The sequence below is a fragment of the Agrobacterium sp. 33MFTa1.1 genome (assembly GCF_004328495.1).
In the GTDB taxonomy this organism is placed as follows: Bacteria; Pseudomonadota; Alphaproteobacteria; order Rhizobiales; family Rhizobiaceae; genus Agrobacterium; species Agrobacterium pusense.
In genome coordinates this window covers 1,189,478-1,201,574 of the sequence record NZ_CP036358.1, presented here as the reverse complement: position 1 = coordinate 1,201,574, position 12,097 = coordinate 1,189,478, and the positions used below count along the sequence as shown (strand labels likewise).

Annotated in this window: 12 protein-coding genes; 10 read left to right on the top strand and 2 right to left on the bottom strand. The window is 58.9% G+C overall.

All coding sequences use genetic code 11. The annotated features are described in order from the left end of the window. Positions 1-146 precede the first annotated feature (146 nt). Positions 147-2,006, bottom strand: a complete 1,860-nt coding sequence (locus EYD00_RS06075) for a PHA/PHB synthase family protein (RefSeq protein ID WP_004441971.1) — start codon at positions 2,004-2,006, stop codon at positions 147-149. Between the two features lie 25 nt (positions 2,007-2,031). Between EYD00_RS06075 and EYD00_RS06070 the strand changes: the two genes are divergently transcribed. Beyond that, on the top strand, positions 2,032-2,577 hold the full coding sequence (locus EYD00_RS06070; protein ID WP_100911034.1) for a hypothetical protein: 546 nt from the start codon (positions 2,032-2,034) through the stop codon (positions 2,575-2,577). Positions 2,578-3,045: 468 nt separating this feature from the next. Here the strand turns inward: EYD00_RS06070 and fnrN are convergent, their stop codons facing one another. After that, positions 3,046-3,771 carry a transcriptional regulator FnrN gene (fnrN, locus tag EYD00_RS06065; protein WP_004441967.1) on the bottom strand — a complete coding sequence of 242 codons (726 nt, stop codon included), beginning with the start codon at positions 3,769-3,771 and terminating at the stop codon, positions 3,046-3,048. A 212-nt stretch (positions 3,772-3,983) separates the two neighbouring features. Between fnrN and hemN the strand changes: the two genes are divergently transcribed. The 9 genes from hemN to EYD00_RS06025 all read left to right on the top strand — a co-directional run bounded on the left by hemN (position 3,984) and on the right by EYD00_RS06025 (position 12,077). Continuing rightward, positions 3,984-5,333: an oxygen-independent coproporphyrinogen III oxidase gene (gene hemN, locus EYD00_RS06060; protein WP_004441965.1), complete on the top strand. Its 1,350-nt coding sequence runs from the start codon at positions 3,984-3,986 to the stop codon at positions 5,331-5,333. Positions 5,334-5,447: 114 nt separating this feature from the next. Further along, positions 5,448-5,732, top strand: coding sequence for an acyl carrier protein (locus tag EYD00_RS06055; RefSeq protein WP_003495848.1), 285 nt, complete (start codon positions 5,448-5,450; stop codon positions 5,730-5,732). An 88-nt stretch (positions 5,733-5,820) separates the two neighbouring features. Then, positions 5,821-6,300, top strand: a complete 480-nt coding sequence (locus EYD00_RS06050) for a 3-hydroxyacyl-ACP dehydratase FabZ family protein (RefSeq protein WP_004441960.1) — start codon at positions 5,821-5,823, stop codon at positions 6,298-6,300. Between the two features lie 51 nt (positions 6,301-6,351). Then, positions 6,352-6,513 carry a hypothetical protein gene (locus EYD00_RS25870; RefSeq protein ID WP_006697406.1) on the top strand — a complete coding sequence of 54 codons (162 nt, stop codon included), beginning with the start codon at positions 6,352-6,354 and terminating at the stop codon, positions 6,511-6,513. Continuing rightward, entirely contained in the window at positions 6,510-7,706 is a 1,197-nt protein-coding gene (locus EYD00_RS06045; protein WP_004441958.1) for a beta-ketoacyl-ACP synthase, read from the top strand. The genes EYD00_RS25870 and EYD00_RS06045 overlap by 4 nt, the downstream gene beginning before the upstream one ends. An 11-nt stretch (positions 7,707-7,717) precedes the next feature. After that, complete coding sequence (locus EYD00_RS06040) at positions 7,718-8,998, top strand: beta-ketoacyl-ACP synthase (protein ID WP_022556203.1); 1,281 nt, start codon at positions 7,718-7,720, stop codon at positions 8,996-8,998. Between the two features lie 140 nt (positions 8,999-9,138). Continuing rightward, positions 9,139-10,167: a zinc-binding dehydrogenase gene (locus tag EYD00_RS06035; RefSeq protein WP_004441953.1), complete on the top strand. Its 1,029-nt coding sequence runs from the start codon at positions 9,139-9,141 to the stop codon at positions 10,165-10,167. 5 nt (positions 10,168-10,172) lie between these two features. Beyond that, on the top strand, positions 10,173-11,102 hold the full coding sequence (locus EYD00_RS06030) for a lipid A biosynthesis lauroyl acyltransferase (RefSeq protein ID WP_004441952.1): 930 nt from the start codon (positions 10,173-10,175) through the stop codon (positions 11,100-11,102). 279 nt (positions 11,103-11,381) lie between these two features. Continuing rightward, positions 11,382-12,077 carry a nitrogen regulation protein NR(II) gene (locus EYD00_RS06025; protein ID WP_006697409.1) on the top strand — a complete coding sequence of 232 codons (696 nt, stop codon included), beginning with the start codon at positions 11,382-11,384 and terminating at the stop codon, positions 12,075-12,077. Positions 12,078-12,097: the final 20 nt, after the last annotated feature.

Sequence of the window (12,097 nt, the reverse complement as noted above, 5' to 3'; positions counted from 1 at the left end):
CCCAAGTCCTTGGGCTGAAGCAAGTCTTTCGCCGCGTAGACCGGCGCCTACTGGATTCCTGTGACAAGCACAGGGATGAGGGTGACGGGGAACGCCTGTGGAAGAGGCCTTTCTGCCGTGTACTGGTCATCTTTTTCACAAATATTCTACAAAAGAACATAGGTTCCCGGCGCATCGCCGAGCACCGGGCGCTTGCCGTCCTCCGGTTTCCGCGCCTTTACCTTCTCGGCGTTCTGGCTTTCGATCCAGTTCTGCCAGTGCACCCACCACGAACCCTTATGAGGTGTGGCGGCGGCCTGCCAGGCGTCGAAGTCTCCGGCTGGTGATGGCCCCGTCCAATACTGATACTTCTCGAGCTGCGGCGGGTTCACGACGCCGGCAATGTGGCCGGAAGCGCCGAGCACGAATTCCACCGGCCCGCCAAACAGGGCAGCACCCGTGAACACCGATTTCGCGGGCGCGATATGGTCATCGCGGGTGGCGAGATCGTAGACGGGTATGTTGATGTCGCCGAGATTGATGCGCTTGCCGGCAACGCGCATCAGACCGCGGGCGAGATTGTTCTCGAGGTAACAGTTGCGCAGATAGTACGAGTGGCTGGCAGCCGTCACCCGGGTGGAATCGGAGTTCCAGTAGAGCAGGTCGAATGGCAGGGGTTCGGTGCCGCGCAGGTAATTATCGACCACATAGGGCCAGATAAGATCGGAGGCGCGCAGCATGTTGAAGACGGTGGCCATGATCGAACCGTCAAGATAACCGACGGCCTGCATGTGTCTGTCGAGCGCGGCCAGCTGACCTTCGTCCACGAAGACCTTGAGGTCTCCGGCATGGATGAAATCGGTCTGGGCGGCGAGCAGCGTGGCGCTGCGGATGCGCTCATTGTCCTGCTGTGCATGCAGCGCCAGCGCCGAGGCCAAAAGCGTGCCGCCGACACAATAACCGACGGCGTTGATCTCCTTTTCGCCAGTCCGTTCCTCGATGGTATCAAGCGCAAAGTCGATGCCTTCGCTGATATAATCGTCCCAGCCTTTTTCGGCCAGACCGGCATCCGGGTTGATCCAGGATACCATGAAGACGCTGTGGCCCTGTTCGAGGCACCAGCCGACGAAGGATTTCTGCGGGTTGAGATCGAGAATGTAGAACTTGTTGATCCAGGGCGGCACGATCAGCAGCGGCCGTTTGAAGACCTTTTCCGTCGTCGGCTCGTAATGGATGATTTCGCAAAGCGCGCTTTTCGCAACGACCTTGCCTGGCGTGACGGCAATGTTCTGGCCAATGACGAATTTGCTGTAATCGGTCTGGCGAAGCTTCAGATGGCCGTTTCCGGCCGCGACATCCTCCGCCAGCTGCGCCATGCCCTTGACGAGATTGGCGCCGCTGGAGGCTACCGTCTCGCGGAAGACCTGCGGATTGGTGAAGACGAAATTGGCCGGAGAAAGCGCCTCTGTCACCTGCCGCATGTAAAACAGCGCCTTGGTGCGGGTGTGCTCATCCAGCCCCTCCGCCTCCGTCACCATCCGGTCTGCAAAACCGACGGTCGTCTGATAGGCCTTGAGAAGAAAATCGAAGAACGGGTTGGCCTGCCAGTCGGCATCGGCAAAACGTTTGCTTCTGCGCTGTGCAGGGCCGCTTTCGGCCGTTTTCTCCGAGGTCGAATCGGAGGCTCCGGAAAATTGCGCCACCGATTTCGACCACAGATCGTAATAGCTCGACAGCAGATGGGTCTGCGCTTCCAGTGACCGCTTCGGCTCGGCCATCCAATATTCGGCGACATCGGAGAGCGTCTTGACCAGATCGGTCACGGGATCGGCGCTCGTCTGCGGAATTTCGCCGCGTTCGCGTGGCGCCAGCCATTCACCGGCAGCCTTGCCGAGATTTTCGAGCGCGCGTGCAATGTTGATCGCGAAGGTTTCGGGGTCGCGGATCAGGTAGGCCTCGGCGGTACTGGCGTCGAAGCCGGGCGTTTTGTCACCCTTTTTCGTGCCCCCGCCGTCAACACCTGCCATGCACCATCCTCCACCAAATTTGTGTTTGCACATTCTGCATGAAAACGAATACAAGTTCCACCAGCAAGGGGAGGCCGCAAAGGGCCGAACCGCGGTCGAATTCGATATCGGCAGATATCCTTACAGGCGGAACATGACGATGGGCAAGCACATGGGCAAATGCGGCACATGGGGAACATATGCGGAAAGCGCCGCAAGAATCGCGTTCCTCTCGCTCTCCGGCGCCATGCTCGTCACCACGCTTGCCGCCTGCAAGGCGCCCGAGCCGATTGTCGCGCCCGCCCATATGCGCCGTCCGACGGCTGAAATCGTCGGACCTCGTCCGGTCAGCGACACCGCGGTAAGCCAGAAGCGCGACACCGGGACCTATCCGACGTTCTCGCAGCCGCTGACGGCCGCTGGCACGCAGATGGGCGACGACGAAGCCTCAACCATGGAATCGAGCCTGTCTCGCCTCGGCGCGGCACGGCGCAACGGCCAGATATCGGAAGCCGAATATAAGCGCCGGGTGGCCGAGCTGCGGGCGCTGGCAGAAAATCAGAAGCCGGTTGCAACGCCTGCATCGCAGTGACGAGCTGGGCGAGTGCATGTCACTTGTTTCTTCTCCCATAGGGGAGAAGTCCGCGGCAGCGGGATGAGGGGCAAGCTCTCCGCATATCTCCGCGTTTGCCCCTTCATCCGGCCCGTCGGGCCACCTTCTCCCCGCCGGGGAGAAGAAACAAGCGGGGATGCCGAACGTCCTACAGCGACAATCACGGCTGAAGGTCCTGTCGGCCCGGCAATCATAACTCCTTCTTTACCCTGCCTTTGAACCTTCCGCTTACCGAAGATGTTAAGCGGATGGATGCGGTTTGCAGCTTATGGTGCAGCCATAACAAACAGGCCGCTGAAAAAGCGGCGCACAGGGTGAAATATCATGAAATGCATCGCCGCTTTGCTGGTCCTTGCCGGTTTTGCGCTCGCACCAGCTCAGGCGCGGGCGCCGCACATCAATTTCGGAACGTCCGCACTTCAGGGGCGATGATCGAGGGGGCGGCTGTCAGTCGTTGCCCGCCGCTTCACTCAGCGCATCGAGATCGGGCACGGTGATGTGACGGTTGTTCTCGATGCGGATAATGCCTTCCTTTCGCAGCTTTGTCATTTGCCGGCTAACGGTCTCGATGGTGAGACCGAGGAAATCGGCAATGTCGGCACGCGAGAGCGGCAGGTCGAAGCATGACTTGTCGTCGTTTTCCGGATCGATATGGGTGGCGATCATATAAAGGAAGCTGGCAACCTTTTCCTGCGCCGATTTGCGCCCCAGTGTCAGCATCCAGTCACGTGCCTCGTCCAGTTCCTTGAGTGACTGGCTGTGCAGCTTGCGTTCCATATCAGGCACTTCGGAGACCATGCGGTCGACGACGCGGCGCGGAAAGAGGCATATTTCCACATCGGTTGCGGCTTCCGCCGTCATCTTGCTTTCCGCCATGAACGGACGGCCGAGAAAATCCGGTGCGAATTGCAGGCCGACGATCTGCTGGCGGCCATCCGACATCATTTTCGATAACTTTACCACGCCATTCAGGATATTGCCGTAGGAGGTGACGAGCTCGCCCTGGCCGAGAAGCTCATTGCCGGCCTCCAGCTTTTTGCGGCTGGAATGGCGGTTCAGATCGCAAAGCTGCTGCGGTGTCAGCGTGCTGCAAAGACCGCCGTGACGCGCCTCGCAGGAGCGGCAAACAACCGGCTCTTCCGAATTGTGGATGGTCTTCTGCAGCGTGTCCATAAGCCTTTTCCAATGCTGGCTTTGCGGGACGATTGCGACCCTGGATATCAAATCCGGTCTCTTTAAAGGCGTGTGCGCTGTAGCCGTCGTCCCCGCGTCTACTTTAGCAAGAACTTATGGCTCAATTTGATTGAAGTCAAAGTTGCAAACTGTCGCAGCCGCTACTGAAAGAGGGGAAATCGACATTTTCTTGATAAAAGGCAAATCGGGTGATGAATATCGACCTTCTTCACAAATATTCCGGGGCAGTGCCGCGTTACACGAGCTATCCGACCGCGCCGCATTTCCACGAGGGAATCGATAATACGACCTATCGCGGCTGGCTCGGCGCACTCGGTCACAGGAATCGCCTGTCGCTTTACGTGCATATTCCCTATTGCGACCGGCTTTGCTGGTTCTGTGCCTGCCATACCAAGCATACGCTGAAATACGAGCCGATTGCTATTTATCTTGAAGCACTTAAGCAGGAAATTGCTGCGGTCGGCGCACTTGTTTCGCCTGACGCCGTGGTGAGTGCCGTGCATTTCGGCGGCGGCTCGCCGACCATGCTTGACCCGCAGGACATGCAGGACCTGATGGACTGTCTGCGGCGTCACTTCACTTTCGGGCTGGCACCAGAAATCAGCGTTGAGATGGATCCCAACGATCTGGACGACAGCCGCTATGACGCGCTTGCCGCCATCGGCATGTCGCGGGCTAGCCTCGGGGTGCAGGATTTTGATGACAAAGTGCAAAAAACCATCAACCGCATCCAGTCTTTCGAGCAGACGAGATCCGTGGTGGATGCGGTGCGGGCGAGGGGCGTTCACTCAGTCAATTGCGACATTCTTTACGGGTTGCCGTTCCAGACATGCGAGACACTGAAAAGAACCGTCGATCAGATCGTATCGCTTGCCCCTGATCGCATCGCGCTTTTTGGCTATGCCCATGTTCCCTGGATGAAGAAACACCAGTCGCTGATCCCCGAACATGCGCTGCCCGATGTTGCCGAACGCTACCGCCAGATGACGATGGCGGGGGAGATGCTGAGGCAGGCCGGATACAGCCAGATCGGCATCGATCATTTTGCCCGGCCGACCGATACATTATCCCAGGCCGCCGAAGCCGGCGCCCTGCGGCGGAATTTTCAGGGCTATACGACCGATACTGCCGATGCGCTGATCGGGCTTGGCGCATCATCCATCGGCCGGCTGCCGCAGGGTTATGTGCAGAACATGGTGGCAACCGGTGAATATCAGCGCATGGTGGGTGAGGGCGGTCTTGCCGCCGTGAAAGGCATTGAGTTGTCGCAGGACGATCATCTGCGCTCGCATGTGATCGAAAGGTTGATGTGCGATTTCTCTATCGATCTTTCGGACTTGCAGCACCGTTTCGGCAAGGTGAGCCATTCCGTGAGGGATCAGGCGCAGCAGTTTGCCGCAGGCGACAGGGACGGTCTGGTGCGGCTGGATGCCGATATTTTTGCCGTGACGGAGGTGGGAAGGCCGTTTGTACGTAATATCGCGGCAATCTTCGATACCTATCTCGGCAATGGGCGCGGCCGTCATTCGGTTGCTGTTTAGGCAACAGTTTTGGGGCAAATTTCAAAGTTACGTCACGAAACCATTGGCTTTTTTGTGCGACTTGCCTATGTGGTGCGTCAGAAAGAATAATTCATACGAACGACAATAAGGATTATGGGCGTGACAGCTACATTCGACAAGGTTGCCGACATTATCGCCGAAACCAGCGAAATCGACCGCGAAACCATTACGCCGGAGAGCCACACGATCGACGATCTGGGCATCGACAGCCTCGACTTTCTTGATATCGTTTTCGCGATCGACAAGGAATTCGGCATCAAGATTCCGCTCGAGCAGTGGACGCAGGAAGTCAATGAAGGCAAGGTTTCCACGGAAGAATACTTCGTGCTGAAGAACCTTTGCGCCAAGATTGACGAATTGCGCGCGGCCAAGGGCTGACGTGACGGTGCCCGCTTCCGGCGGGCATTTTCTTTTGATGCCGCCTGCGGGCAAACCATGACTAACCGACCAGAGACGGGCCGGACGGATGCTGCTTGAATATTTCCAGATGATCGACAAGGTCGAGGCCGTGGACATGACGGCGCGCACGTTGAAGGCGCGGTCCGTTGTTCCCGATAAAAGCCCGGTTTTCGAAGGCCATTTCCCCGGCATGCCGCTGGTTCCGGGTGTGCTTCTGATCGAGACAATGGCGCAGGCCTCCGGCATGCTGGTTCTGGCATTTTCCGATTTCGCGTCCATGCCGTTCCTGATGTCGGTCGATGGCGCCAAGATGCGGACTTTCGTGGAGCCGGGTGCTGTTCTCGACATCGAGGCAGTGCTTGAGCATGACGGTTCGGGCTTTGCGGTTACCAAGGCAAAGATCACCTCCGATGGCAAAAAGGTCTGCGACGCGCAGCTGAAACTGCGCACCATGCCCTTCAGCGAGATCCCGCTTGGGCCTATCGTCAAGAAGCGGGCGGAAGAAGTTGGCCTGATGGCGGCGATTGCCGCCGATGCACGGAAATAAGCTTTTTCATTCGTTTCGGAGAAGACAGTTTTTCCTGTCGGCCCGGTTTTGATGCACGAAAATCGTGGGCTCGCGACGGTGGATCGGGTCTTCGCCATTGCCAATCCGCACCGCGCGCTTTATTCCGCAACGCATGAAGTGGTTGTTCGCAACCGCTGTTGGATAGCCGTGACCGTTTCGGCGGGGCCGGCTGCAAAGGATGACAGACGATGAAATCTGACAATGATGTGGTGATAACAGGGGTCGGCATCGTGACCTGTCACGGCGTTGGCAGCCAGGCGCATGTGGCGCTTCTTTCGGGAACCGCCGCGCCGGCGACGATTGTCGAGACGGAAAAATTCAAGCCATATCCGGTTCATCCCATGCCCGAGATCGACTGGTCGGCACAGATCGCCAAGCGCGGCGACCAGCGCCAGATGGAAAACTGGCAGCGTCTCGGCGTTTTTGCCGCCGGTCTTGCACTTGATGATGCCGGCTTGAAGGAAAATGTCGAAGCCTGCGCCACCATGGATATGATCGTTGCTGCCGGCGGCGGCGAGCGCGACATCAATGTCGATACGCTGATCGTTGACGAGGCTTTGAAGCGCAACGACCGCGAAAAGCTGCTGAACGAAAAGCTGACGACGGAACTGCGCCCGACGCTGTTTCTCGCCCAGCTTTCCAACCTGATGGCCGGCAATATCTCCATCGTGCACAAGGTCACCGGCTCTTCCCGGACCTTCATGGGCGAAGAAGCGGCCGGCATTTCCGCCGTCGAAACCGCGTTCCATCGCATTCGTTCGGGCGAATCGAGCCACGCTCTCGTGGGCGGCGCCTTCTCTGCCGAACGTCCAGACATGATCCTGCTGTTCGAAGCCATCGGGGCGCATGCGCAGGGCGAATGGCAGCCCCTGTGGTCGCGCGAAGGCCAGGAAGGCGGCGGCATGGTTTCCGGCTCGCTCGGAGCCTTCCTCGTGCTGGAATCACGCAAGCATGCCAGCGAGCGCGGTGCGCGCATCTATGCCCGCATCGACGCCATCGAAGGTGATCGCGGCAGCCGCGACGACGGCAAAATGGAAAAGCGCATGGAGCGTCTGCTGGCCCCGGCAACGGACAGCGCCGCGACCGTCGTCTTCTCCGGCGCCAGCGGTTATGACGGCGTTACGGCCCGTGAGAAGCACATTCTCGAAAAGACCTTGCCGAAGGCTGCCATCCGCGGTTTCGGCGGTGTCACGGGCCATGGACTTGAGGCGCAGTTTCCGCTCGGCCTCGCTCTGGCGGCGCTGACGCTTGAAAGCGGTGCCAAGGTTCCTACCTTCGACGCGAATGCGGAAAAGCCAATGGGCGAGGCGGCGACCGAGGCTGTCGTCACCACTGTTGGCCATGTCCGCGGCGAAGGTGTCGCCGTTCTGTCCCGTGACGTGTGAGGAGAAAGACCATGACCAATTTTAAGGATCATCTCGGTCGCCCGATCGTCGCCGTCACCGGCATGGGCATCATTACCTCGCTCGGTCAGGGGCTTGCCGATAACTGGGCGGCGCTGACCTCGGGTAAGTCAGGCATTCACAAAATCACCCGTTTCCCGACTGAAGGGCTTTCGACCCGGATCAGCGGCACGGTGGATTTCATCGATATTCCGGTTCCGAATTCCGTCGAACGTTCCTATGCCTTCGCGCGCGAAACCACCATCGAGGCGCTGGCGCAGGCCGGCATTTCCGGTGACTTTGACGGCCCGCTGTTTCTCGCAGCGCCGCCGATCGAGCCGGAATGGAGTGCCCGTTTCGAGCTTGCCGACCGCTCTCCGCCAGCCGCCCAGCCGGGTGATGCCTATGAGCGGTTCCTGACGGCCTTCCGTCAGCGTCCCGATCCGGCATTCCAGGAAGCAGCGCTGTTTGGTGCCATCTCCGAGCGTCTGTCTGACCGTTTCGGTACGCGCGGTCTGCCGGTTACCCTGTCGACCGCCTGTGCATCCGGCGCGACCGCGATCCAGCTTGGCGTCGAGGCCATCCGACAGGGCCGCGCCGAACGGGCTTTGACGGTCGCGACCGATGGTTCTGTCAGTGCCGAGGCGTTGATCCGCTTTTCGCTGCTGTCTGCCCTTTCGACCCAGAACGATCCGCCGGAAAAGGCTTCCAAGCCGTTCAGCAAGGACCGCGATGGTTTCGTGATCGCCGAAGGTGCCGCAACGCTGGTGCTGGAATCGCTCGAAGCCGCCGTCGCTCGCGGCGCCAAGGTGCTGGGCATCATCAAGGGTGCAGGGGAAAAGGCTGACAGCTTCCACCGTACACGCTCTTCGCCCGATGGCGGCCCGGCGATTGCGACGATCCGTGCGGCACTGGCCGATGCGGGCGTGGCCGAAAGCGATATCGGTTATATCAACGCCCACGGCACCTCGACGCCTGAGAACGACAAGATGGAATATGGCTCGATGCTTGCGGTCTTCGGTGAAGGCCTGAAGAACATTCCGCTGTCGTCCAACAAGTCGATGATCGGCCATACGCTGACCGCCGCAGGTGCTGTGGAAGCGGTGTTCTCGCTGCAGACCATGCTGACTGGCACGCTGCCACCAACAATCAACTATAACAATCCCGATCCGACCATCACGCTCGACGTGGTGCCGAATGTGAAGCGGGATGCCGAGGTGGGTGCGGTTCTGTCGAATTCCTTCGGGTTCGGCGGGCAGAATGCAAGCCTTGTCATGACGCGGGAACCGGCTTAACCGGTTCGTTACAACAGGGGCGTTTCCGAATGACTTGCGGAAACGCGCCCGTTTCTTTGATTTCGCATTCCAGCCGCAAAACCGTTACAGAGTTTTGCTGGAATGATTTTAGATAACGCCTTCGGGCGAAGGACTTATATATGCGCGCTCTTCAACTCGTCGACGACCGGAAGCTCGAAAAAGTGGATCTGCCCGAACCGGATGCGCCGGCGCCGGGCGAGGTAACGCTGCGCGTCAAGGCCGTGGCGCTCAACCACATCGATGTTTGGGGCTGGCGCGGCATGGCTTTCGCCAAGCGCAAGATGCCGCTCACAATCGGTGCGGAAGCCTCGGGTGTGGTGGAAGCCATCGGTCCGGGCGTATCCAACGTGCTGCCCGGCCAGCTGGTCGCGATCTATGGCGCGCGCACCTGCGGGCTGTGCAAACCCTGCCGCGAAGGCCGTGACAATCTGTGCGAACATGTCCAGGGCGTGCACGGTTTCCATCTCGACGGTTTCGCGCAGGAAAAGATCAATATTCCTGCCCGCCAGCTCGTGCCGGCGCCGCATGGCGTCGACGCCGTCGGTGCCGCTCTCGCGCCGGTGACGTTCGGCACGGTCGAGCACATGCTGTTCGACAATGCCAAGCTGGAGTCCGGCGAAACCATCCTCATTCACGCCGGCGGTTCGGGCATCGGCACGGCGGCGATCCAGCTTGCCAAGAAGATGGGTTGCACCGTCATCACGACAGTCGGTTCCGACGACAAGATCGAACGGGCGAAGGCGCTCGGGGCCGATCATGTGATCAACTATCGCACCGACCGTTTCGAAGGCGTCGTGCGCAAGCTGACGAAAAAGAAGGGCGTCGACGTCGTGTTCGAGCATGTCGGCAAGGATACCTGGGCGGGTTCGATGTTCTCGCTGAAGCGCGGCGGTCGTCTCGTCACCTGCGGTTCCACATCCGGTGTTTCCACCGACATCAACCTGATGATGCTGTTCCAGCAGCAGCTGAAACTGCTCGGCTCCTTCGGCTGCCGTATGGAGAACATGGCCAACGCCATGCAGAAGATGGCACGTGGCATCGTGCATCCGGTTATCGACACCGAAGTGACCTTTGACGATATTGACCGGGCGCTGGAGCGCATGGAGACGCGTCAGGTGTTCGGCAAGATCGTGCTGCGGATGGACTGAGCATCTTGAAGCTGTTCCTGACACGGATCGTCCTGAAACTGGACCACTTCCGGCAGTGGCTGATTGCGACATTCGCCTTCGGCCTTCTCAACCTGCTGAAGCTCTTTCCCGCCGATGCGGGCATTCGCGCCGCTGACAGGCTGGCACGTTTCGTGGGGCCGAAAACCGGCCGCCACAAGCTGATGCTCCATAATCTGGCGCGCGCCTTTCCGGAGAAGTCCGAACAAGAGCGGCTCGAGATCGCCATGGACAGCTGGGCCAATATGGGTCGGCTGGCGGCGGAATATGTCTTTCTCGACCGGCTGTTCGATTTCGATCCGGAAAAGAACGAGCCGGGACGCATCGAGGTCCAGGGCATCCCGACCTTCCTCGAGCTGCGCGACAATCCGCGGCCTTTCATCGTCTTTACCGCCCATAGCGGCAATTTCGAACTGCTGCCGGTTGCCGGCTCGGCTTTCGGTCTCGATGTGACGGTGCTGTTCCGGCCACCGAACAATCCCTTTGTGGCCGAGAAAGTGTTCAGTTTCCGCAAGGAGCGCATGGGCAATCTCGTGCCCTCGCATGCCGGCTCCTCCTTCGCGCTGGCGCGGCAGCTGGAAAAGGGCGGTGGTGTGGGTGTGCTCGTCGACCAGAAATTCGGCAAGGGACTGACGACGAAGTTCTTCGGACTTGAGGTTCGCACCAATCCGCTTCTCGCCAAGCTGGTGCGGCAGTTCAATTGCGATGTCTATCCTGCCCGTTGCGTGCGCCTGCCCGATAATCGCTACCGGCTGGAAATCGAACCGAAGGTTGAGATTCCGCGCGATGACAAGGGCAATGTCGACATTCAGGCGACGGCGCAGCTTCTGAACGACAAGGTGGAGAGCTGGGTGCGCGAATATCCCGGCCAATGGCTGTGGTATCACGACCGGTGGGACGTTAAGCACCAGATTTGAGGATGCCGGCTGGCTCGTGCTCTCAGAGCAATTTTCACAAAATCAGGCGCAGGAACTGTGCTTTTCGAAATTTTTCCATAGTAGTGGAACCTCATTTTTCGTTCATGGATTATCGAAATTGAAAAAATAGCAGCGGCTGTGATATTTTGAACAACAATCCCCGCCGTGTTTTCGTGCTTCGTTACGTCATTTTTAAGCGCGGAGACGCTATTATCAGGGATAATTGGTCTATCCTTTCGGATTAGGATCGGGATGTTTGCCCGTTCAGGGAGAGTTGGGTTGAAAGATTTGATTGAGCTGTTCTGGCTGCGTTATACGGAACTGCAATCTGCCGTTGGTAAAAACGAGGCCGACAAGATCGCAGTGCTGGAGCGTGAACTGGAGCAGCTTCTCGAGCGCGTCGTCGGACGCAAGACCGAAAGCTCCGAAGACATTCGCGAGCAGTTCCGTTTTGCTATCGATCTCCTCAACCACGAGGCGGAAGACCTTGGCTGCGTGCAGCGCAATTCCGAACTTCTGCGAACGCTCGTCGACCGTTACGTCGGCATGCCGCTCAAGGCAAAAGTGATCGGTGACGAAGATGCGGACAGCCTCGAATGGCACCACCGCCATCTGATCCTCGATGAAGATATGCTCAACGATCTCGATGAGCCTGTCGTCATCGTGTCCCCCGGTTACCGCGTGTCCTTTGCCAATGCGCTCGACGCCTTCCAGCGTAATGCGCCGGAAGGGCTCGTCGGCTGCCACATCGCCGAACTCGTCGGTGTCCACCGTTTCCAGAACGCACTCAGGGAAAAGCTCGATAATTGCTTCAAGGGCGATACGTCGAAATATACCTATGCGGAAGACCAGAACGGTCGCACAATCGTCAAGTCGCTCGAAATGTCGCCTTGTTACTCTTCCGCCTACAAGCTCGTGGGTGCCATGGTGGTCATCCGCGAAATTGCCGATCGCAGGCGCCGCGCTGCGGGTTGACCCCAAGCTCCCCTGATATC